At 55.9% G+C, this 22,941-nt stretch carries 19 protein-coding genes and 2 tRNA genes; 10 read left to right on the top strand and 11 right to left on the bottom strand.

Going from position 1 to position 22,941, the window contains the following annotated elements; translation table 11 throughout:
* Positions 1-86 precede the first annotated feature (86 nt).
* Both TH3_RS02685 and TH3_RS02690 read right to left on the bottom strand, forming a co-directional pair.
* Positions 87-902 carry an ion transporter gene (locus TH3_RS02685; RefSeq protein WP_007088933.1) on the bottom strand — a complete coding sequence of 272 codons (816 nt, stop codon included), beginning with the start codon at positions 900-902 and terminating at the stop codon, positions 87-89.
* A 130-nt stretch (positions 903-1,032) separates the two neighbouring features.
* The gene (locus TH3_RS02690; RefSeq protein ID WP_007088932.1) at positions 1,033-1,989 is read right to left on the bottom strand and encodes an acetyl-CoA carboxylase carboxyltransferase subunit alpha; all 957 of its coding nucleotides are present in this window, start codon (positions 1,987-1,989) and stop codon (positions 1,033-1,035) included.
* A gap of 158 nt (positions 1,990-2,147) precedes the next feature.
* On the opposite strand from TH3_RS02690, the gene TH3_RS02695 reads away from it, so the two are divergent.
* Complete coding sequence (locus TH3_RS02695; RefSeq protein ID WP_007088931.1) at positions 2,148-2,651, top strand: GNAT family N-acetyltransferase; 504 nt, start codon at positions 2,148-2,150, stop codon at positions 2,649-2,651.
* Positions 2,652-2,663: 12 nt separating this feature from the next.
* On the opposite strand, the gene TH3_RS02700 is transcribed toward TH3_RS02695, so the two are convergent.
* On the bottom strand, positions 2,664-3,029 hold the full coding sequence (locus TH3_RS02700) for a winged helix-turn-helix transcriptional regulator (RefSeq protein WP_007088930.1): 366 nt from the start codon (positions 3,027-3,029) through the stop codon (positions 2,664-2,666).
* Between the two features lie 145 nt (positions 3,030-3,174).
* Between TH3_RS02700 and TH3_RS02705 the strand changes: the two genes are divergently transcribed.
* Positions 3,175-4,197 (top strand): zinc-binding alcohol dehydrogenase family protein, encoded by a 1,023-nt coding sequence (locus TH3_RS02705; protein ID WP_007088929.1) that lies wholly within the window; start codon positions 3,175-3,177, stop codon positions 4,195-4,197.
* A gap of 71 nt (positions 4,198-4,268) precedes the next feature.
* On the opposite strand, the gene TH3_RS02710 is transcribed toward TH3_RS02705, so the two are convergent.
* On the bottom strand, positions 4,269-5,255 hold the full coding sequence (locus TH3_RS02710) for an HpcH/HpaI aldolase/citrate lyase family protein (protein ID WP_007088928.1): 987 nt from the start codon (positions 5,253-5,255) through the stop codon (positions 4,269-4,271).
* A gap of 411 nt (positions 5,256-5,666) precedes the next feature.
* Here TH3_RS02710 and TH3_RS02715 point away from each other — a divergent pair, with 411 nt between their 5' ends.
* Together TH3_RS02715 and TH3_RS23400 are read left to right on the top strand one after the other, a co-directional pair.
* Positions 5,667-6,827 carry a GGDEF domain-containing protein gene (locus tag TH3_RS02715; RefSeq protein ID WP_007088927.1) on the top strand — a complete coding sequence of 387 codons (1,161 nt, stop codon included), beginning with the start codon at positions 5,667-5,669 and terminating at the stop codon, positions 6,825-6,827.
* A 151-nt stretch (positions 6,828-6,978) separates the two neighbouring features.
* A complete protein-coding gene (locus tag TH3_RS23400) occupies positions 6,979-8,835 on the top strand; it encodes a calcium-binding protein (RefSeq protein WP_007088926.1) in 1,857 nt (618 codons plus the stop codon).
* 9 nt (positions 8,836-8,844) lie between these two features.
* On the opposite strand, the gene TH3_RS02725 is transcribed toward TH3_RS23400, so the two are convergent.
* Positions 8,845-9,369 (bottom strand): glycine cleavage system transcriptional repressor, encoded by a 525-nt coding sequence (locus tag TH3_RS02725; protein WP_007088925.1) that lies wholly within the window; start codon positions 9,367-9,369, stop codon positions 8,845-8,847.
* A 253-nt stretch (positions 9,370-9,622) separates the two neighbouring features.
* On the opposite strand from TH3_RS02725, the gene TH3_RS02730 reads away from it, so the two are divergent.
* A complete protein-coding gene (locus TH3_RS02730; RefSeq protein WP_007088924.1) occupies positions 9,623-10,111 on the top strand; it encodes a fasciclin domain-containing protein in 489 nt (162 codons plus the stop codon).
* An 80-nt stretch (positions 10,112-10,191) separates the two neighbouring features.
* Here TH3_RS02730 and TH3_RS02735 read toward each other — a convergent pair whose 3' ends face one another.
* Entirely contained in the window at positions 10,192-10,917 is a 726-nt protein-coding gene (locus tag TH3_RS02735; RefSeq protein WP_007088923.1) for a tellurite resistance TerB family protein, read from the bottom strand.
* Positions 10,918-11,139: 222 nt separating this feature from the next.
* A tRNA-Arg gene (locus tag TH3_RS02740) sits at positions 11,140-11,216 on the bottom strand.
* Between the two features lie 335 nt (positions 11,217-11,551).
* Between TH3_RS02740 and TH3_RS02745 the strand changes: the two genes are divergently transcribed.
* Positions 11,552-12,673 (top strand): hypothetical protein, encoded by a 1,122-nt coding sequence (locus tag TH3_RS02745; protein ID WP_007088922.1) that lies wholly within the window; start codon positions 11,552-11,554, stop codon positions 12,671-12,673.
* 113 nt (positions 12,674-12,786) lie between these two features.
* Positions 12,787-13,155 carry a DUF4169 family protein gene (locus tag TH3_RS02750; protein WP_082242527.1) on the top strand — a complete coding sequence of 123 codons (369 nt, stop codon included), beginning with the start codon at positions 12,787-12,789 and terminating at the stop codon, positions 13,153-13,155.
* Between the two features lie 80 nt (positions 13,156-13,235).
* Here the strand turns inward: TH3_RS02750 and TH3_RS02755 are convergent, their stop codons facing one another.
* The 3 genes from TH3_RS02755 to lipB all read right to left on the bottom strand — a co-directional run bounded on the left by TH3_RS02755 (position 13,236) and on the right by lipB (position 15,765).
* Positions 13,236-13,775: a hypothetical protein gene (locus TH3_RS02755; RefSeq protein WP_007088920.1), complete on the bottom strand. Its 540-nt coding sequence runs from the start codon at positions 13,773-13,775 to the stop codon at positions 13,236-13,238.
* A 312-nt stretch (positions 13,776-14,087) separates the two neighbouring features.
* Positions 14,088-15,107, bottom strand: a complete 1,020-nt coding sequence (locus TH3_RS02760) for a diguanylate cyclase (RefSeq protein ID WP_007088919.1) — start codon at positions 15,105-15,107, stop codon at positions 14,088-14,090.
* Positions 15,100-15,765 (bottom strand): lipoyl(octanoyl) transferase LipB, encoded by a 666-nt coding sequence (gene lipB, locus TH3_RS02765; RefSeq protein WP_007088918.1) that lies wholly within the window; start codon positions 15,763-15,765, stop codon positions 15,100-15,102. Before lipB ends, TH3_RS02760 begins: the two co-directional genes overlap by 8 nt.
* Before the next feature lie 118 nt (positions 15,766-15,883).
* Between lipB and TH3_RS02770 the strand changes: the two genes are divergently transcribed.
* The 3 genes from TH3_RS02770 (at position 15,884) to mgtE (ending at position 20,119) form a co-directional block, all read left to right on the top strand.
* Positions 15,884-15,970 (top strand) — tRNA-Leu (locus tag TH3_RS02770).
* Positions 15,971-16,277: 307 nt separating this feature from the next.
* Positions 16,278-18,569, top strand: a complete 2,292-nt coding sequence (locus TH3_RS02775) for an NADP-dependent malic enzyme (protein ID WP_007088917.1) — start codon at positions 16,278-16,280, stop codon at positions 18,567-18,569.
* A gap of 143 nt (positions 18,570-18,712) precedes the next feature.
* A complete protein-coding gene (mgtE, locus tag TH3_RS02780; protein ID WP_007088916.1) occupies positions 18,713-20,119 on the top strand; it encodes a magnesium transporter in 1,407 nt (468 codons plus the stop codon).
* 82 nt (positions 20,120-20,201) lie between these two features.
* Here mgtE and TH3_RS02785 read toward each other — a convergent pair whose 3' ends face one another.
* Positions 20,202-22,823, bottom strand: a complete 2,622-nt coding sequence (locus TH3_RS02785; protein WP_233421830.1) for a bifunctional diguanylate cyclase/phosphodiesterase — start codon at positions 22,821-22,823, stop codon at positions 20,202-20,204.
* Positions 22,824-22,941 lie beyond the last annotated feature (118 nt).

Here is a 22,941-nt window from a genome sequence, read left to right on the forward strand (position 1 = left end):
CAAAGAACCACCCCCTTTGATGGGGAAATGCTAATTTTCCGGATAAAAGCAGCGGGCTGACCCGCGGTTCAGCAAGGCATAGCGCGCTATTCGCCGGGTTCGCGAACCGTTTCAATGTCCTTTTTGCCATCGGCCAGACGGGTGACTTCGGCACGCAATTCCCGCAATTCCCGCAGGATTTCGTGATGATCAAGGCCGAGTTCAGTGCGAGTCTGCGTTTCTTCGACGTCAACATGGGTGGCCATGGCATCGACGACGATGGCAATGAACAGGTTCAGAACGGCAAAGGTGGTGACCAGGATGAAAGGCACGAAAAACAGCCATGCCAGCGGATAGATTTCCATAACCGGGCGGACGATTCCCATCGACCAGCTTTCGAGCGTCATGATCTGGAACAGGGAATAAAGCGACGCGCCGATGGTGCCAAACCATTCGGGGAAGCCCGATCCGAACAGCTTGGTCGCCATGACGGCAGACACATAAAACACCAGCAACAGCAGGGTCAGGACCGACACCATACCGGGAATGGCCTTCATCAGGGCTTCGACGACCTTGCGCATGGAGGGTACCGTCGAAATCAGGCGGAAGGCACGCAGGATTCGAAGGGCACGCAATACCGATACGCCCTGCCCCATCGGCAGCAGGGTGATGGCGACAATGGTAAAATCAAAGATGTTCCATGATCGCCGGAAAAAGCCCAGCCGATACACGGCCAGTTTCATCAGAAGTTCGATGACGAAAATCGCGACCGCGATCTGATCAAGCAGATACAGGATCGATCCGGCGGCATTCATGACGGTTTGGGAAGTTTCAAGTCCGAGAATGATCGCGTTGATCGCAATGACCGCAGTGATGAAATTCTGGAACTTTGAAGATTCGACGATCCGGCGCAGCGTTTCCATTAAACCCTCCCGGTGGGTACCGGTTCAAAAGGCGCGGCAGCCGGGGTTTTCACCGACGGGCGGGACTGCGCCGGAAAGAAAACACGAACAGGGCGCAGATCAGACTTGCTGACGACTGCGCCCTGCGAAATCAGTTCAGACCGTGACGGCCCATATCAAGGAACTTGTCACGACGACGCGCCTTGAGCACACCGCCTTCGACATTGTCCATGGCTTCCAGTGCTTTGACGATTGCGGTGCCAACACGTTTGCAGGCATCAACCGGCGAACGTTGTGCGCCACCCAGCGGTTCGGTAATGATTTCATCAATCACACCCAGCTGGTGAAGGTCCTGTGCGGTCAGGCGAAGGGCTTCGGCCGCCGTTTTGGCCTCGTCACCCGAACGCCACAGGATCGAGGCGCAGCCTTCCGGCGAGATCACGGAATAGATCGAGTTTTCAAGCATCATGACCGAGTTTGCGACCGCAAGCGCGATGGCACCGCCCGATCCGCCTTCGCCGATAATGACCGAAATCAGCGGAACCTTGATATCAAGGCAGGCTTCGATTGACCGTGCGATGGCTTCGGACTGTCCGCGCGCCTCGGCATCGGCACCGGGGAATGCACCGGCCGTATCAACCAGTGTGATAACCGGAATGCCAAAACGTTCGGCCATGCGCATCAGGCGGATCGCCTTGCGATAGCCTTCTGGTTTGGCCATGCCGAAATTGTGCTTTACGCGGGATTCGGTATCGCGGCCCTTTTCATGACCGATCACCATGACGCTGCGGCCCTGCAGACGGGCCAGACCACCAATGATGGCTTCGTCTTCGCCAAACAGGCGGTCACCGGCAAGCGGGGTGAAACCCTCGAACAGGTGGGCGACGTAATCGGTGAAATGCGGGCGATCAGGATGACGGGCAACCTGCGTTTTCTGCCATGCGGTCAGCTTGCCATAGGTGCTTTGCAGCAGCTTGGTCAGCTTGTCCTGCAGGCGTGCGACCTCGTCGGCGATGTTGACTTCATCATTGCCGGTCAGGTGGCGCAATTCTTCGATCTTGCCTTCGAGTTCGGCGATCGGCTTTTCAAAATCCAGAAAGTTATGCATCAGGGCATCATATCCGGCTGGGAAACAATGAGGCGGAACATAGTTGATCAACCCGTCACGTCAAGGGTTGAGGTCCGATAGGCATATAAATTCCATCCTTGCACGAATTATATCGTATATTTCGCGCTGCACAGTGACAGTTTTGCACACGGAAATCCATGACGTCCAGTATCGAGATCACATCGCCCAGCGATCCCGCCCTTGTTCCGTTCGACCGGCTTGTTGAAATTCTGCTGGCCGCCTTTGCCTTTCAGGACGATATCGTCGATCCGCCAAGTTCGGCAAAATCGGTCAATATTGCCGAACTTCAATGGCGGTTTGCCCGTGATACGCTGTTTCTGGCCCATGATTCAGCGGGTCGTGTCATTGGCCAGGTCTGGATCGAGGATGTTGGCAAAGACGCCTATCTTTATAAATTGTCGGTTGATCCGTCCATTCAGGGCGGCGGCATTGGCAAGGCACTGGTCGAGGCGGCCTGCGCCCATGCCGGAAAGGCGGGCAAGGCAAACATGCGGCTCCACGTTCGGGTTGAACTGACCGGTAATATTGCCTTTTTCAAGTCGCGCGGCTTTGAAATCGCCGGTGAAGGCGTTCACGATGGTTATGATCGCACGACATTCTGGAAAATGGCGCGGCCTTTACAGATGGCGAAATCGGCCTGATCCAACCGGCAGTCAGGCGACGTCGGTTTCGGGTTTGGTGGCATAATAGGGAACGTGGGTTTCGCCCCAGTCCTTGAGAGCCACGATAATATGGCGCAGCGTTTCGCCCTTGGCCGTCAGGCTGTATTCCACGCGCGGCGGGACTTCGGCATAGACTTCGCGGTGGATCAGGCCGTCGGCCTCCATCTCGCGCAGTTGGCGGGTCAGCATGCGCTGTGTCACGCCGGGCATCAGACGACGCAATTGATTGAACCGTTTTGTCCCGTCCAGCAGATGGAACAGGACGACACCCTTCCATTTGCCACCAATCACGTCCAGTGTCCCTTCGACCGGGCAGCCGGGGCTGCGATCCGGGGGGCAGGCCAATCTCGATGCCATCAAATGGCTCCTTAAATCCGCAGAAAACGTCAATAGTATACAAAATGACACTATTGGTCCAAATTGTGCTTACTTACGATTATCGCTATAATGCGCTAGGTCTGGTGCATTCGCAATTCAAACCTTTGATCAAAAGGATGACATGATGAAAGCAATCGGACTTTATAAAGCAGCCCCCGTCGAGACGGACGGGCTGTTCCGTGAAATCGATATGGAAACTCCAAAGGCCGAAGGCCGGGATATTCTGGTCCGGGTCAAGGGTGTTGCCGTCAACCCGGTCGATTTCAAAGTGCGCCGCGGCAAGGCGGATGATGGCAATTTCAAAATCCTCGGCTGGGATGCGGCCGGTGTTGTTGAAGCGGTTGGCGAGGATGTCACCCTGTTTCGTCCGGGTGATGCGGTCTGGTATGCCGGGGATGTGACCCGGTCTGGCAGCAATGCTCAGTTCCAGCTTGTCGATGAACGGATCGTTGCGCCAAAGCCAAAGTCGCTTGGCTTTGCCGATGCAGCGGCACTGCCATTGACCACGATTACGGCGTGGGAGGCCCTGTTTGACCGGATGATGATTGATCGCAACGCCAGGGACGCCAATGCGGGCAAGGTGCTTTTGGTGATTGGCGGGGCCGGTGGGGTTGGATCGATTGCGATCCAGCTTGGCAAACTGGCGGGATTGACCGTGATTGCAACCGCATCGCGCCCGGAAACCATTGATTGGGTCAAAAAACTTGGTGCCGATCAGGTGATCAACCACCGCAATCCGTTGAATGACGAGCTAACGGCAATCGGCATTACCCATGTCGATTACATTCTGTGCACGTCGGAAACCGATCAGTATTTCGATGTCATGGCCGAAATCATCGCCCCGCAAGGTCGGATCGCGACGATCACCGAGGCCAGCGAAAACCATAATGTCGATCTGCTGAAGGCGAAATCGGCCAGCTTTTCCTATGAATTCATGTTTACCCGTTCGATGTTCCAGACCCCGGACATGATCGAACAGCACAAATTGCTGGCGACCGTGGCCGATCTGATCGATGCCGGAACCCTGAAAAATACCGCAAATGAAAGTTTCGGGGCCTTGACACCCGAAAGCCTGCGCAAGGCGCATGCGTTGCTGGAATCCGGCAAGGCCATTGGCAAGATCACCTTTGAGGGCATCGCGGATTAACCTGTTGCGGTTGCCATAAAAGCAAAGGGGTGCCTGGCGGCACCCCTTCTTGTTTGGCAGAGTGTGATGATTTATCCCGCGTCGCGTGCGGCAATGGCTTCGGCCTGTTTGACCATGACTTCGGCCTGTTTGATGGATGCGATATCGATCAGTCGGCCATCAAGGGCGACGGCACCGGCACCTTCGGCCTGTGCCTTGGTCATGGCTTCAAGGATGCGTTTGGCCTTGGTGACCTCGGCCTCGGACGGGGAATAGACATCGTTGGCAAGGGTGATCTGGCTGGGATGAATGGCCCATTTGCCTTCGCAGCCCAGCACCATGGCGCGTGCGGCTTGGGCGCGATAGCCATCCGGATCGGAAAAATCGCCAAACGGGCCGTCAATCGGGCGCAGGCCATTGGCGCGTGCGGCCACCACCATGCGGGCAATGGCATAGTGCCACATATCGCCCCAGTGATAATCGCGCGGATTGTCGCCGTCCTTGTCGGTCAGAACGCCATAATGCGGGTTCGGGCCGCCGATGCCGGTTGTCATGGCCTTGGTCGAGGCGGCGTAATCGGCAACCCCGAAATGCAGGCTTTCATTGCGTTTGGAGGCACCGGCAATTTCGTGGATATTCTGCATGCCAAGGGCGGTTTCAATGATCAGTTCGAACCCGATGCGTTTTTTGCGGCCCTTTGCGGCCTCGATCTGGGTTGCCATCATATCAAGTGCATAAACATCGGCGGCCGTTCCGACCTTTGGGATCATGATCAGGTCAAGCCGGTCACCGGCCTGTTCGAGCACATCCACGACATCGCGATACATATAATGTGTATCAAGACCATTGATGCGGACCGAGAGCACCTTGTCGCCCCAGTCAATGTCGTTGATCGCGGCAATGATGTTCTTGCGCGCCTGTTCCTTGTCGTTTGGCGCAACCGCGTCCTCAAGATCAAGGAAGATCGCATCGGCCTTTGATCTGGCGGCCTTTTCAAACAGTTCGATGCGGCTGCCCGGAACGGCCAGTTCGGACCGGTTCAGACGTGCCGGGGCCGGGGTCGGTGTGGTGAAGCTCATGGTAACGTCTCTCCAAAGCCTGTCATTCTGGAAGGATCGGCCTGTTTGTGTTTGGGCCAAGCTTCCGGCGTTAAATGCTTTTGTCCCGTTTTCGGGATCGTACCGTGGCCGCCGTGACAGAATTCTGAGCCCGCGGTCATTGTGCGCCGCAGTGAAATAGAGCGAATTTGATCCAATTTATGGTGCGCATGCTAACAGATGCAAGCCATTTTGCGCACACGACCATTGTCTGATGCCAACCGGAAGGCAACCCTGATGCGGGTCTGTCCGACTGGATTAGAAAAAACGCAGAAACAAGGCATAAAGCAATGGCCCGTTAAGGGCGCAGTGGTTAGATTACCCGGAATATTGCGGATCGGCTGTGCCCGTTTCCGTATCCTTGGGGGAATTTCAGGCAGAACCACACCGCCCATGCGTCGCGCTTATTCCATTCTTGTCTCTGCCGGGCTGGCACCCTTTCTGATTTTGGGGGCTTGCCTTGTGCTTGCGCTTTCACCGGGGCTGGTGCCGGGTGAACTGGCAGGGCTTGTGCGATATGGCCCCTTTATTCTGGCCCTTCTGGGCGGTGCGATCGGCTGGTGGTTTAACCGCGGGCGGGCGGTTTTCGTCATGATCCTGCTTCTGGTCTGCTACTGGTTGCTGGTGGGAAATGGCGGCGGATTTTCAGCCGATGGTTTGGCATTCCTGCGCATTGCGACGCTTTATCTGATCCCGGTTAATCTGCTGGTTCTGGGATTTACCAAGGAACGCGGGGTTCTTAATCCGCGTGGCATTGCCAGGATGCTGGTGCTGGGATTGCAGCTTTTTGTCATGCTGATGCTGGCCGGCAAGGCTGATGTCGGGGCGGCCCTGTATCAGGTCCTTAATTACCGGCTGATCGATACCGGAAGTTTTATGGCCGACATGCCGCAACCGGCCCTTATCCTGTCGATCCTGTCGGTCGGTATTCTGCTTGCACTGCATCGCCCGCTTGAAACCAGCTTTGCCGCCGCGATCATTGCTATTGCGGTGGCAACTGTCATGGGCCCCGGTTTTATCAAGTTCGGTTATCTGGCGGCAACCGGTGTGGTTCTGGCCGGGTTGGCACAGGAAGCCTGGCGGATGGCATTTGTCGATGATCTGACCGGGTTGCCCGGGCGGCGTGCCTTGGGCCATGCCTTGGCCGAACTAGGCAGCCAGTATGCGATTGCCATGCTTGATGTCGATCATTTCAAGAAATTCAACGATACCTATGGCCATGATGTCGGTGACATCGTGCTGCGCAAGGTTTCCCGCGAACTGGCGCGGGTTGGCGGCGGAGGAAAAGCCTTCCGCTATGGTGGCGAGGAATTCACCGTTGTCTTTGCCGGACGGAGTGCTGAAAAAGCCCACGAGCCGCTTGAAGCCCTTCGCAAGCGGATTGCCGCAACCAGAATTACCCCGCCCGACAAAAACAAGACGGTTTCCGTGACAATTTCGGTTGGTCTTTCGGAACGTGACGAGGATGTTGACGATCCGTGGGCGGTGCTGAAACAGGCAGACGAAAAACTTTATGCCGCCAAGCAGGCCGGGCGTAACCGGGTTGCGGTTTAAGGGCATCATTGGCGCGGTGTCGTGCCATTACTGGCAGAAAACCCGCATTTCCGGTTGAAAATCGAACTATATTTTAGGTTTTATTTTCCTTTTTAGAATCACCCATAGGGCGTACCGTTGAGTCGTTTCATTCAACGACAGGAGGCCTTCCATGGCACGGATCATCGGTACAAACGAAGACGACGTGTTGAACCATACCTCTCGTGGTCGTGACATTATTTATGGGCTGGATGGTGATGATGAAATCCATTTCAGCGAGTCAGACACGGTGATCGGTGGAGCCGGGGCCGACAGCTTTTTCGTCAGTGGGCGATCTGACGATTACGTATTGTCCTATGCGACGTCGCGCGAACCGCTAACCTTCAAATTCTACAATAACGAAGATGCCCCGTCTGGCGAACAGGTGGCCGAACTTGACGTCAGTGGTGGTGATGCGGATGGCGATCAGCTGATTGTTGGTGAGTATGGCGATCATATCTCCCAGAAGCTGGGCGTGATTGGTACTGACGGAGACGATTATTTTGAAGGAGAAATAAGTGCGGTCGAAGGTGGCGGCGGTGCCGATACCATCAACTTTGATTTCCGCGATATTTTTCCCTCTTCCTATTCCCGCTATGCGCCGACTGTTGCCTATGGCAGTTCGCCCGAAGCCATTTACTTCGATCAGGACAGCATGAAGGGTTATGGCGGGGATGCCGAGGGGGACAGAATTTCCTTTGCCGACGATAGCGAGCTTCGCGATCTGAACATACGCGGATCAAATCATGATGACCTGCTGATTGGTGGGGAGGAGCGCGGTGGCACCCTGTTTGGCGCGGGGGGCGATGATCTGATGATCGGTCGCGGTGGTGACAATACAATGGTTGGCGATACCGGCAATGACACCCTGATGGGAAATGACGGTGATGACCACCTGACAGGCGGCAGTGGGGCCGATTTCCTTGATGGCGGCAGCGGGCAGGACACGATCAGCTATCAGACGTCTGCCGAGGCTGTGCATATTGATCTTGGCGCGGGCATTGCCGAAGGTGGCGATGCCAACGGGGATGTCCTGATTGATGTCGAGGACATTTTCGGAACCAGCCATCGCGACCTTTTGATCGGTGACGATCAGGACAACAATATTGATGGCTATTTTGGATATGACACCATCTATGGCAATGGCGGTGATGACACGCTAACCGGGGCGACGGCCTATGGTGGTGAGGGCAACGATACCCTTTCTGGCACGGAATATGGCCAGCCTGATCGCGACTACCTTTACGGTGATGCCGGTGATGACACCATTCTGGGTAATGAAGGTGGCGATTATCTATATGGCGGCGAGGGCAATGACACGGTTCTGGCCGGTGAGGTGTATTATGACGATGATCTCTTTCCGCCGGACGGCACCCATGCCGATGGCGGAGACGGAGATGACATTGTCAAAGGCCACAATGCGGACGACTTTCTTTATGGCGGCACCGGGAATGACCTTATCGAAGGGGGTATGGGTGACGACGCAATGTATGGTGAGGATGGTCAGGACATCATGCGCGGGGATCACGGCGATGATCAGTTAGTGGCCGGTGCTGGTCGCGACCTTCTGGAAGGTGGTCGCGGCGCGGACCGAATGTTCGGGCAAGACGGGCATGATGTCCTGCGCGGGGACCATGGCGAAGACGCGCTGTTTGGCGGGGATGGCAATGACCTTCTGACCGGCGGTGCATCGTCGGACAATTTCGTCTGGGTCCGGTTCGAAGGCGGGGCGGAACGCGATCGCATTACCGATTTCGAAGCAGGCGAAAATGGTGACAGGCTTTTGCTGGGCAAGACATTCCAGGAAAAAAGCGGCATCGATGATTTTGATGATTTCATCCATCACGCCGAACAGAACGACACAGGTGTTTATGTCGATTTCAGTGGTGGTCGACATTACAGCTATGGCGTTCAGATCGACGGGATCGAGATCGGCGATCTGGTTGAAGGCAACGTGGCCTTTGATGTCGACGATTACGGAAGCTTGTAAGCCGCGACGCTATTTCAGTTCTTCAAACCCGAACAGCATGCGCATTGATCCGGCGGTGTTGGCAAGCGTTGCCAGACAGGCAGCCGCACGGTCGGCCGGGATGGCAACCGCAAAGCGTGTTGTATAGATGCGCGCGTCTTTTTCATCGGTTGCCGATGCCGCCAGTTGCACGATATTGGCGTTGAATTCGATGAAAATTTCCGACAGTCGGGCGATCAGGCCGGGTTGATCAATGCCGGAACATTCAATCATGTGCGTGGCCCCCGGTGCGCGGGTCAGAAGCGGGGCGGGCTGAATTTCTTCGACGGTGATTTCGGCCTGTTCCATCGGCAGTTCACAAAGGGCTGCCTCGCATTCGGTGATCGGGCAGGTGTCGGGCAATTCGCAGGTGGTGACAAAATTCGCGCGCCCCTGATCGAGCACAAAGCTGGTCGGCCCCAGATTGGCACCGATATCAAACAGACGACCGGATATATCCGATACCAAACCGACACGATCAGTGCAGGAAATGGTGATGCGCGTGTTGGCATTCATGCTTGGGGCTCCTTGAGGCGATCATAAGATGGCATCAAGCATAGCATTCCTTGCCGTTTCCGGGCACCGGCTTTTTCCCGTTTTCAAGACGCACAATCGATGCTGTACGCAGGACGGCCCTGTGTGGATGTCGGGCGGTCATCACAATTAAATGATGGATCAGAATGGATCCGTTGGGTGCGAAGGGTGCGTACGGATTTCGACAGCACAAATGTCGGGAACATCCGACGACATATGGACAGGAGTTCGAAACATGACTGCTTTTAAGAAAACCGTGATCGCAACCGTTACCGCCGCGGCACTCGCATTGGCAACCCTTCCGGCAAAGGCCGCCGACATCGTGGATACAGCTGTATCTGCCGGGTCCTTTAAGACGCTTGTTGCCGCGGTTCAGGGCGCCGGGCTTGTCGAAACCCTTAAAGGTGAAGGGCCCTTTACCGTTTTCGCGCCGACCGATGATGCGTTTGCCAAGCTGCCAGCAGGAACTGTCGACGACCTTCTGAAACCGGAAAACAAGGAAAAGCTGGTGGCCATCCTGACCTATCATGTGGTGCCGGGCAAGGTTATGTCGACGGACATCGCGGGCAAGGAAATGGAAGTTGCCAGCGTTCAGGGCGACACCATTGATGTAAATGCGACCAGTGGTGTCATGGTTGACGATGCAACGGTAACCCAGGCCGATATCGAGGCCGATAACGGCGTTATTCACGTTATCGATACCGTCATCATGCCGGGTATGTAATCGGCCAGCATATATTTGCGCAAAAAAGTCAGGCCCGGACGGGATCGTCCGGGCCTTTGTGTATTATGTCGGTTGGTTTGCTATCTGGCGGCGAATTCGCGCCGTGCGCCTTCGGCCTGTGTATCAAGATGGGCCCGCAATTCGCCAGGCAGGCCAAGGCAACCGGCAAGCCGGTCAAGATATTGCTGTTCGACCTGTTCATCGGGATCAATCGACAGGCTGGATGCCAGATAGATTTCGGCACCCTGTTCGCTGGTGCGTGCGAGACGGGCAATCGCCAGCGGATCGGCATCGGCGGAAAATGCATCAAACAGAAACGCCTTTTCCGATGCGCCCAGTTCAAACTGTTCGATCTGGGCGGCAATGCGTTTGTGTTCTGCCTGATCGATATGTCCGTCGGATTTGGCGGCGGCAATCATGGCGCGCACCAATGCAAGGCGGAAATCAACATCATCCTCGCCGCGTTCCTGCTCCGGGGCAAAGCCGCTATCGGCTGGAATACTGGCAAGATCGGTATCGCGCGCATGGTTTTGTGGTTTCTGGCGGTTGCTGTAATCGCGCCATGCCTTATAGGCAAGGCCCGCGACCAGTGCCGTGCCGCCGTACGCCAGCACTTTGCCGCCCATCTTGCGGCCCTTTTTTGAACCAAGAACCGCAGATATCAGCCCGCCGCTTAGCGCGCCACCAACGAGGCCGCCGCCCAGGCCGCCGCCCAATCCGCCGGATGTAGCCTGCCTGATTTGGTTGCCTATTTGCCCGGAACTTTTCGAGCCGAGCACATCGCCGAGAATCTTGCCGATATCCATTCCTGTCTCCTTGCGGACCTTGGTGCTGTTTCCTTCAGATATGTCTGAGGAGGCAGACGGGGCAAGGATGACGGGGGCAAGTTACGTCAAACGAGGGGGGAATCGGGTCTGGGATGTAATCCGCTTCACATTTCTGCGTTCCGAAAGACCGGACAGCGAAAGCGCGATAAATTTTGATCCGGAAATGGCAAAGGCCCGACGCGATAACGTCGGGCCTTTGAATGGCGCGCCCGGAAGGATTCGAACCTCCGGCCTTCTGATTCGTAGTCAGATGCTCTATCCAGCTGAGCTACGGGCGCTTTGCCTTGGTTTCCGCCGGTTTGCGTTGAGTGCTCCCCGTCGGCGGAGCGGAACTTATGCAAACGAGCGGGGCATTGCAAGCGGTAAATTTCAAAAAACCGTATTTTTTCCGAATGCAGGTTTTTTACCGCTGCTAGGGCCTTGTTCTGCCCCGGTTTGTTGCTTTTGACAACGATATGACAAACTATGGCTAAAAAAGGGGCAAATGCGTCTTGTTCCACACGTGGTCGTGGACTAAGATGCATTCAATCCCGGGGGAGCAGGGGCTTGTTTCAATTCATAAAAAAGCAGGCCCAGGGAGATTCGCTTATTCCTACTTAGGTAATAGATCGAAATGGCCGTTCGTAAAACCTACCTCGCCGTAATCGGCGCCGCCCTTTTGCTGGGGGGATGTTCTTTTTCTTCAGAGGCCCTTTGGCCGACTTTGGCTGGCGAAGAGAATGCCGGCTCTGAAAATTCAGCAGCAATGGCTGATACAAGCGGGGCAGATGCTACGACATCAAGCGATGTTGCGCGCAGTTCCCAACCGCTTACAGGCATTTCGCAGACCGGAACCTTTGTCGGTTCCAGGGTCGAAAACATGCAGTCCGAGCTTAACCGCCTGAAGGCTGCGCTGAATGATCACAACAACGAATTGCAGCAGCTTCGTGCGCAGACAGTTCGCAATTCGCAGGCCTATCACGGGACTGTGGCAGCGATCAGCGCACGTTTGCAGGTTGGTACCACGCCGGGCAACCCGGTTCTGGTGCAGCAGTGGAATACTGCGCAGCAGGAACTTGATCGTGTGAATGACGACATTGCGGCGATGAATTCGCTGGCCAACAAAGTGGCCGCTGATTCGACCCTGTCGACCTTCCTGCTGGAATCAGTCCGGTCTGCCTATCAGGTTTCCGGTGCTGTTGACGAAGATCACCGTCAGCTCGCACTGCTTGAAGACGAAACCAATCGCACCACGGTTCTGATTGATCGTCTTCTGAATGAAATCAGCGAAGGCCTTGCCCGTCAGACGTCTTATGTCAGCAACGAGCGTGCAAACCTCAATGCGCTGGCACTGGCCGTCAAGAATGGCGAGATTTTCGGTGATGCGCTTTCCAAGCGTGTCTTCCAGTCACAGGCTGCACCGGCATCTGCCGGTGCCAGCATGGCATCGACCAGCGAACGTCCGCTGGTGGTTATCCGTTTCGACAGCGCAAGCGTGAAATACGAGCAGGCGCTTTATAACGCGGTCAACCGCGTTCTGGAGCGTCGCCCGCAGGCCAGCTTTGATGTTGTTGCGGTAACGCCGAATCGTGGTACCCCGGCGCAGGTTGCGCTGAACAGCAACAAATCAAAACGCAATGCGCAATCGGTTCTGCGTTCCCTGACAGATATGGGAATGCCCAGCACGCGTGTACGTGTTTCTGATGCGACCAGTGCCTCGGTTTCGGCCAACGAGGTACATGTCTTCGTCCGCTAAGGCGGTTTGAGGCAGCAGGTTTTATCAACGGTTTGCCAAGCTTCCAGGCGGGTGCCCTGATCATTCAGGGTGCCCGTTTGTCATTTCAGGCCGCGATGAAAGGGGACGTCCGCATGGGCGATCTTGTCAATCTGCGTCAGGCGCGCAAGCAGAAGAAGCGCACAGCCAAGGAAAAACAGGCCGATGCCAATCGTGCCCTGCATGGCCGCACACGCGGCGAGCGCACGAAAAAAGACGCCGAGGACCGCAAGGCCGACAGGCAGCATGATGGCCATTATCGCGGTGGTTCCGAACCGTCTGAAAATGCCGGATCTGATGAAACCGGCGATGAAACCGAATCCGCTGTTGCCGGGGGCGGGAAAAATCCCGATGACGTCGATATGGCATCTTCGGACACCGACACCAAAACCGACGCTGGTAGCGACAACGTGATTTCGTTTTTCCGCGCCGCCAATCCGAATTCCAGACCCGATAACGATTAAACACAAAACGCTTTAGTTCCCCCAAATGGTGCCCGTCGCAGCTTTTCATGCCGGGCCGCATTCATGGCCGGAATGATTGCCTATCTTACAAGCGTTTCGGCTTCGCGTTTGCTTTGATCAAGGGCTTCGTCCCAGCCCATCAGCCAGTCTTCATGATCGCGGCTGTCGGACGGATAGGGGTTCTCGGTTAACCGATGGGAACCCAGTCCCGCCGAGAAACCCGATCCATAAGCGGGATTGGGAAGGTGCCGTTCATGCACAACCGGGGCATTGGTATCGTAAATCTGATTGCGAAAGGCCGGTAGCGAACACAATACCCCATCATCGATTCCCATCGGATAGGCCATCATCATGGCCCTGCCAAGGGAGGTGATGGACAGGCTGTTATCCGTTGCCGTGTCCACCAGACCGGCAATTTTCAGATGCGAAATTGCGTTATTGATACGTCGTCGCAAGGCAGGTGAGTCTTCGACAATGATCTGATTGCCGTCATCATCCGTGCAAAACAGGGATAAAATGCGTTCAAGCAGGATGCTTTGGTCAAGGTTGCCATCGGCACTGCGGAGCACCGTCAGCATCAAGGCGGGATCGCCAGGCACGAAATCCGTCGCAGTGGACATCAGGGGCCTCCGTTCTGTCCGAACCGAATTCCCTCCCATAGGCAGCGTTTTCTCTCTCGTTTTCGGGGCCGTCGCCGGACCCTGCTGCCTTTTATCATTATAGTTTGCAGATATGTTTCCATCTTGTGAAGACAAGATTGCGCTTTGGTAGAATTTTTTGATTTTTAAATAGATTTTCACGAAAATTGCGCGCTACCCCGCAAGAAATGCGGTGGATTCAACGCGATATCCCATGTCCGGATCGCGTCGTTAAAAACGATCACATTTTCGATATCGGCTGGTTGGGACGCGTATTTAAGGCTGCTGCGGTGCTCAGGCGTCGGATTTCGATCCGTCGGTTTTGCCGGTATTCTTGGGGCCATCGGGATTGCGCCAGACCCGGACCTTGTTCCTGCCGCCTTCCTTGGCGGCATAGAGCGCCTGATCGGCCTTTTCGATGATCTGTTCGATCGTGCGGGTTTTGGTCATCGGGGCCGCCCCGATAGAGGCCGTGACCGGCAAAATCGTACCATCATTCAGCGTCACCGGGGATGCTTCGATAACGCGGCGCAGGCGTTCAAGAACGCGTGCGGATTGCTTCATGTCGGCATTTGGCAGGCAAATCAGGAATTCTTCACCGCCATAACGATAGACCTTGTCGAACGGGCGGACATGCGATTGCAGGATACCGGCAACCGATTGCAGCACCAGATCGCCGGCCTGATGGCCATGTGTGTCATTGACCGCTTTGAAGTGATCCAGATCGACAAGGGCAATCGCGGTTGGTGTATCGGTGCGCACAGAACGTTCGCGTTCATTGCCAAGGTCACCCAGCATGGTTTGCCGGTTATAGGTGCCCGTCAGCGGGTCGACATCGGAACGCGCGGTCCGGAAGGCCCGTTCGAGCCGACGAAGCTGGGCAAAAAACGATTCGGCGCGCAGTGACAGCATTTCGAATTCGGCTTCGTCGACGCTGCCATCAATTTCGTGGCCGTCCAGAAGCCGTCTGGCGGACACATGAAGCTGTTCATGGGTGGTGGCAAGCGCATGCATCGCAGGCTGGTCTATGAGCCTGTTATGGCGATTAAGCGCATACCATGCCCCAAAGTCGCAATCGTGGTCTTCGCTATGGTCGTGGGCTGTTGCGGGGGGCTGTTTGCCCGCGGGCAGGGTCAGGCGGCGGCACCATCCCAGCAGAAGCGAGATATGTTCGCTAAGCGCCTTGTCGAGTTCTGCCAGAATATCGCGTTCCGCATCAGCCATGCCGACTTCGGCGATGCTTTCGCCCATCTTCCGGGAACTGCCCGGTTTGGCTTTGCTGTTTCTGGCACCCCTGTTCTGGCTGTCACTCATCTGCGAATCCGGGGAATACATCGACAAAGGTCTGTTTTAACAGTCTATCGAGTTCCGCCATAGAAATATCGACGCCCAGATCGGCAAGGCTTGTGACCCCGTGATCGGAAATGCCGCATGGGACAATGCCGCCGAAATGCGATAAATCGGGATGAACATTGATCGCGATGCCATGGAACGTGACCCAGCGTCGCACCCGCACACCGATGGCGGCGATCTTGTCTTCGCGTCCGCCATCGCGCACAACCCAGATACCGACCCGACCATCCCGGCGTTCGCCGGTAACACCCAGCAATGCCAGGGTGCGAATCACCCATTCTTCAAGGTTATGGACATAGGCCCGAACGTCCCGACCGCGCTTTTTTAAGTCCAGCATCAGGTAAACGGTGCGCTGTCCGGGGCCGTGATAGGTATATTGTCCGCCGCGTCCCGCGTCATAGACGGGGAAGCGATCCGGATCGACAAGATCTTCGACATGCGCGCTGGTTCCGGCCGTATATAGCGGCGGATGTTCCAGAAACCATACCAGTTCCGTGGCTTTGCCGTCATGGATGGCTTCGGCGCGCGCTTCCATTTCGGCCAGCGCTTCGGGGTAGGAAACCAACCCGGAGGCGGTGCGCCAGTCGGGAATTTGCGCGGTAGGGGCGATGGTTTGCATTTTTCCTGTCAAATAAGTGAAATGAGCCCTTGATCAGGGGTAACCTTTTTGCTATCTCCCTTTCCGCACCAAGGCAAGCCCACAAAATTACCTCAACGGGCTTGCAGACAAGACATATGCGGTCGTGGCGGAATTGGTAGACGCGCAGCGTTGAGGTCGCTGTGGGCTAACCCCCGTGGAAGTTCGAGTCTTCTCGACCGCACCATTATCTGGATCCCTCCTTCGGGAAGGGTCATGAAAAGAACCCGCCAGCGATGGCGGGTTTTTTCGTTTCGGATGATCCCCATATGAAACGGGACCGCTATTTGGTCGGTAACGAGGAAAGTTGCGGTGTGGCGTTGAAAATTATGCAATGCTGACCCTTGTCGTGTTTGGGCGATTCTTTGAACTGAATGCTTCAAACCGGCTTGAAAGTACTTTACGCTGTGCGCCCCACTTAAAGACAAAATAATCAGGATTTAACCAATTTAGGGTTAATTTGGCTCAAATACCTGAAATTAAAAGGTATTCTTATGGCAAACAGAAATGACAAGCTGCGCGAAGCAGCTTTGGACTATCACCGGTATCCCACCCCGGGGAAGCTGTCCGTTACGGCAACCACAACGCTTGCAAACCAGCGTGACCTTGCGCTGGCCTATTCGCCCGGTGTCGCGTTCGCCTGCGAGGAAATCGTCAAAGACCCTGAAACCGCAGCCGAATATACCGCGCGCGGCAATCTGGTTGGTGTGATTTCCAACGGCACGGCGGTTCTGGGCCTTGGCCCGATTGGCCCGCTGGCATCCAAGCCGGTGATGGAAGGCAAGGCGGTTCTGTTCAAGAAATTCGCCAATATTGATGTCTTCGATCTTGAAGTGAACGAAACCGACCCACAGAAATTCATCGATATTGTTGCAGCCCTTGAGCCGACATTTGGCGGTGTTAACCTGGAAGACATTAAGGCACCGGAATGCTTCATTATCGAGAAGGCATTGCGCGAACGTTGCAACATTCCGATTTTCCACGATGACCAGCATGGCACGGCGATTTGCGTTGCCGCAGCCGTGCGCAACGGCCTTCGGGTTGTTGGCAAGGATATCAGCAAGGTACGCCTTGTAGCATCGGGGGCCGGGGCGGCGGCACTTGCGTGCCTTAACCTTCTGGTTTCCATGGGGCTGCCGCGCGAAAACATCACCGTAACCGACCGGTTCGGCGTGGTTTACAAGGGGCGCAAGGAAGAGATGGATCCGTGGAAAGCGGAATATGCCATCGACACCAATGCACGGACCCTGAGCGATGTGATCGAGGGGGCCGATGTGTTCCTTGGTCTTTCGGCACCGAACATCATGGGCGAGGAAGAACTGCGCAAGATGGGTGAACGCCCGATCATCATGGCGCTGGCTAACCCGACCCCGGAAGTTTCACCCGAACTGGTCAAGGAAATCCGCCCGGATGCGGTTATGGCGACCGGACGGACGGATTATCCGAACCAGGTTAACAACGTTCTTTGTTTCCCGTTCCTGTTCCGTGGTGCGCTTGACGTTGCCGCGACCGAGATCAACGAGGAAATGAAAATCGCCGCGGTCGAGGCCATTGCCGATCTGGCAACTGCCGAGGTTTCCGACATTGTGGCGGCTGCCTATGGCGGGCAGGAGCTGCGTTTTGGGCCGGAATATCTTATTCCCAAACCGTTTGACCCGCGCCTGATGCTAGAAATCCCGCCGCGCGTGGCAAAGGCCGCAATGGATAGTGGCGTTGCCAAACGTCCGATCACGGATTTCGATGCGTATCGTCAGCAGCTTGAAGGCTTTGTCTTCCGGTCCGGTCTGGTGATGAAGCCGGTGTTTGATATGGCGCGTTCGCAGAAAAAACGCGTTGTCTATCCCGAAGGCGAATCGCGCCGTGTTCTGCAGGCCTGTCAGGTTCTGGTTGATGATGGTGTGTGTCATCCGGTTCTGATCGGTCGTCGTGATGTGATCCTTGAACGCATTGCCGAACTTGGTTTGCGCCTGATCCCCGACGAACAGGTTGAAATCCATGATCCGGAAGACAATCCGCATTTCGAACAGGATTGGCAGGATTTCCACAACATCATGGGCCGCCGTGGCATCAACCCGGAATATGCGCGTTCCATCGTGCGGACCCGTCCGACCGTGATTGCCGCCCTGATGCTGCGCCGTGGCGAAGTCGATGCGATGCTGTGCGGGTGCCAGGGCGGTTTCCTGCGTCATCTGCGCTATGTGCGGAACCTTGTCGGCGTGCAGAAGGGGGTTACCGACTTCTCGACCGTCAATATGATGATCATGAAGCAGGGGACATTCTTCCTGACCGATACCTATGTGTCGGTTGATCCGACGCCGGAACATGTTGCGGAAACCGCGATCATGGCGGCCGATGTGGTCAAGCGTTTCGGGATTACGCCGAAGGCCGCGCTGATTTCGCATTCGAACTTTGGCAGCCATGAAAACAAGTCGGCCTGCAAGATGCGCGATGCGTTGCAGCTGATCCGTACCCTGGCACCCGACCTTGAGGTTGAGGGTGAAATGCATGCCGATGCCGCGATTTCCGAAGAAATCCGGTCACGCATTTTCCCGAATTCGATGTTGAAAGGCTCGGCAAACCTTCTGGTGATGCCGACGCTTGATGCGGCGAACATTTCCTACAACATGGTCAAGATGCTGGGCGATGGTTTGCCGGTTGGCCCGATTCTGGTCGGTGCGGCCAAACCGGCCCACGTGGTCAGCCCGTCGATCACGGTGCGTGGGATTGTCAATATGAGTGCGATTGCGGTGGTTGATGCCATCAATCGCAGTCAGGAACACAGTTAAACCGCACATTGCTATCGCGCGGCCCTTGACCGGGCCTGACCGATAGCGCAGAAACAGCCGTGCCGGACAACTGGTCCGGCACGGCATTTTTAATTGAAGTGCAGGAACGAACTTAGCGCGCAACACAATCAGGGGAGGGGCAGATGACGGATCAGGTCGAAGAACTGGAACGTCCGGCGGAAAATACGTCGTCTGGTGACGAGTATGTCGATCTTACTCCTGAATATGCGCGCGAGATTCTTGATGCACTGGGCGACGATGATGTATCGCGCGCCGAAGAACTGATTTCCGAACTTCACTTTGCCGATATTGCCGACCTTCTGGGGTGGGCCAGCAGCAGCCAGCGCGTCAAGCTGGTCGATCTGATCCGTCCGGATTTCGATCCGGAACTTCTGACCGAACTTGATGACGAGCTGCGCGAAGAGGTCATTTCGCTGCTTGGTACCGAGGCGGTGGCCGAAGCGATTTCCGAACTCGATTCGGATGACGTGGTCGAGGTTGTCGAATATCTGGAAGAAGAAGACCAGAAAGAACTTCTGGGTGCCCTTTCCGATATCGAACGTGCGCGCGTTGAAGAAGCGCTGTCCTATCCGGAATATACCGCCGGTCGTATCATGCAGCGCGAGCTGGTGGCGATTCCGGATTACTGGTCGGTCGGGCAGACCATCGATTTCCTGCGCTCGGCGAAAAACCTTCCGGATGATTTTTATGACATCATCGTGGTTGATCCGCGATACAGCCCGGTGGGGATCGTTCCGCTTTCACGTGCAATCCGTACCAATCGTCCGGTGCTTATCCGCGATGTGATGGATTCTGAGAACATGCGCACGGTTGTCGTGACCGAGGAACAGGAAAACGTCGCCCACCTCTTCCGTCAGCGCGACCTTATTTCGGCACCGGTTGTCGATGATAGCGGCCGACTGGTCGGTGTGATCACGGTCGATGACGTGGTTGACGTCATCGATGAAGAATATGAAGAAGACATGATGCGCCTTGCCGGTGTTGGCGAGGAAGACGACCTTTCAAGTGCGATTTTTGATACCACCCGATCGCGATTTACCTGGTTGCTGGTCAATCTTTTTACCGCCATTGCGGCATCGATGGTCATTGGCGTGTTTGAAGCAACCATCCAGCAGCTTGTTGCGCTGGCGGTTCTGATGCCGATTGTGGCCTCGATGGGGGGCAATGCCGGGACCCAGACCCTGACCGTTGCCGTGCGTGCGATTGCCACACGTGAACTGACCAGCACCAACGCCTGGCGTGTTATCCGCAAGGAAGTCGCCGTGTGCGGTTTGAACGGGATTGCCTTTGCCGTTCTGACCGGGGCTGTGACGTGGTTCTGGTTTGATGATGTCATGCTTGGTGGTGTGATCGGGGCAGCAATGATCATCAATCTGCTGTTTGCCGGATTGTTTGGCGCACTGATCCCGCTTGGTCTTGAACGGGCCGGCATCGACCCGGCGGTGTCTTCATCGGTATTTCTGACGACGATTACCGATGTGGTTGGCTTCTTTGCCTTCCTTGGGTTGGCAGCGACCTTCCTGCTGTAACAGCGCCAAATGCAAAAAACGGCAAGGCCGGGCATTTTACCCGGCCTTGCTGTTTGTGGTTCATCCGGAAAGCCCGCGAAATTCAGCTTCGCGGCGGTGACTTTTCTGCCGGGTTCTGATGGCTGAGCAGTGCGGTCGTTTCAATCGCATCGACCGGCGGCGACAGCAGGAAGCCCTGCAATTCGTCGCAATCGGCGGATTGCAGGACGGCAAGCTGATCCTCGGTTTCGACGCCGACAGCAACCACTTTGCGGTTAAGGCTTTTGCACAACCGGATGGCCGGTTGCAGGATGCTGTTTTCGGGCTGTTCATCAAGCGCGATGTTAAACAATGCCTTGGACAATTTGATCCGCTGCACCGGGAAGCGTTTCAGATAGCGAAGCGATGTGTTGGCCGCAGCAAAATGATCCAGTGTCAGACCAATCCCGGCCTCGGCAAAGCGATAGAACTGGCCAAGTGCGCGTTCGGGATCACGCATGGCAATTTCTTCGGAGACTTCGATCTCGATCATTGCCGGGTCGATTTCATATGCCTTGGTAAGCTCGACAATGCTTTTAAGCAGATCGGCCTGAATAAACTGGCGGCTTGAGACGTTCAGTGCCACCGGAACCGGGATGTAGCCCTCGTCCCGCCATTGCGCAATTTGTTTGCAGGCGGTTTCGATGATCCAGCGTCCCAGCGGGGTCAGCAGGCCGGTGCGATCCGCAACGGCAATGAAGTCAGGCGGCAGGCGTCTTTTTCCGCTTTCATCGATCCAGCGCAGCAGGGCCTCAAAGCCGGTAAGGGTCCGGTCAGATGTGCGATAGCGCGGCTGGAATTCCAGAACAAAGCGCTTTTCATCGACCGCCCGACGCAATTGCGTTTCCATCGACAGGCGGGCATGCATCACGCTGTTCATTGTCTCGACAAAGAAGCAATAGGACGACTCTGCTGATTTTTGTGCGCGATACATCGCGGCATCGGCATTGGCCAGCAATTGCGAAGGTGCCCTGGCGTCATTGGGGTAAAGGGCAACCCCCACACTTACATGCAGGCGGATTTCATCATTGCCACCGGCCTGGATCGGCTGGGACATGGACTCGACAATTCGTTCTGCGACAAGGGCCGCCCCTTCGGCCTCGGACAGGTCGGTTGCAATGACGGCAAACATATCGCCCGAAAAACGCGCACAACTGTCTTTTTCCCGAACCGTCGCGCGCAAGCGACCGGAAACCGTGCGCAATGTTTCATCGCCGATATCCGATCCGAACCGGTCATTGATGGCACGGAAATTATCGATATCCACCACCAGAACCGCCAGAAGCTTTTCATAACGTTTGGCATGGGCAACGGCCTGATTAAGCCGGTCATCAAACAGTGCGCGGTTTGGCAGGCCGGTCATCGGATCATGCGTTGCCAGATAGCGCAGGCGATTGACCGATGCATTTGCCGCCGGATTGTGGTGCAGGGTGATATCAACGCAGTCATCGTGATTGACAGATGGCCGCATCGACAGGTCGCAGACCACATGAACACCCTCGGCACTGCGGACAACCCATTCGCGACGAAGTTCTTCGTCCCCGCGGCTCAGCGCAAGCAGCATCTTTTCCTGCGCCCGGCGTGATGCCGTGCCGTCGGACTGGAATTCCGGTGCCAGATTGTAAAACCGGATAAAGCCGTAATCTTCTTCGCGCAGGTCAAAGAAATCAGCCGTTTCCGGCGTCATGGATTTCAGGTGACCATCCAGCCGGGTGATGGCAAGCGACAGATCGCTGATATCGTCAGGCGCACGCATGTGATGGATGATACGTCCAGATGATCGCGGCTGGCGGTTGGCAAGCACGAAGACAATCATCGTCATGATGATCGTGATCGCCGCCCCGATAAACAGCACCGTTTCCGGGCTGAACATCGCCTGGTTGGCAAGGGTCGGGTCGGCGGTAACATCAATGTGCCATTGGCGACCGGCAATATCGACCGCCGTGGTCTGTTTCAGCTCCGGATCGTCGCCTTCGCCCTGAAGGTCAAACAGGACGGTGTCGCCTTCGCGGACACGGACCGAATACCCCATGATCCCGTCGTCATCGATAACCGATGTCAGCATTGTGCGGATACGAATAACACCGTTGATCACGCCGATGATCTGCCCATCGCGGCTAAGTACCGGGGTATAGACGGCAAATCCGCGCCCGCCCTGCAGCAGTTCAAGGGTGGGGGTGATCTGTGTGCGGCGCTGATCGAGCGCAATATCAAGCACCGGCCCGGCAAGCGGATGGCGTTTCAGGTCCGCACCCATCGCCGGGACATTCCCCTTGATCGGGGCGACATACATGATGATGTAGTTCGGTGTGACCCAGTTGACGGCCTGAAGGGCGGGAAAACGGGCCTGCAACGGGGTGGCGAGGCTCAGATAATCGCGTTCTTCCGCAGGTGGGCCGTCCTGCCAGTTATCGGCAAAGGTTTCGAGCACATGCAGATTGTTATCGACGATCTGTTTGACCTGCTGCGCAATGCCAGAAGACATGATCCGGGCCGCAGACAGCAACATGGTATCGCGATTCTGAAGCGCGTTGCTCCAGAGCAGAAAAGTCGCGAGGGCAAGCAGCACGCCGGTCATGAAGCTGGCAAGAAGGGCCTGCTTGCGGATGCCGGTTTTGCGCTCGGTTGCTGATTCTTCGGTTGGCCGGTTATCGTCTTCCATGTCTTCCCCAAGTCTCACGATCATTGGTTAATCGTGATTTTATTCTGCGCCTCAGCCTGATGAGACAGATTGCATTGCCGGGATGGTGTTCGTGCAATTGTCGAAAATAGCGTGCCAGCGCTTTGTGGCCCCGAAATTTAAT

Source organism: Thalassospira xiamenensis M-5 = DSM 17429, from assembly GCF_000300235.2.
Taxonomy (GTDB): Bacteria; Pseudomonadota; Alphaproteobacteria; order Rhodospirillales; family Thalassospiraceae; genus Thalassospira; species Thalassospira xiamenensis.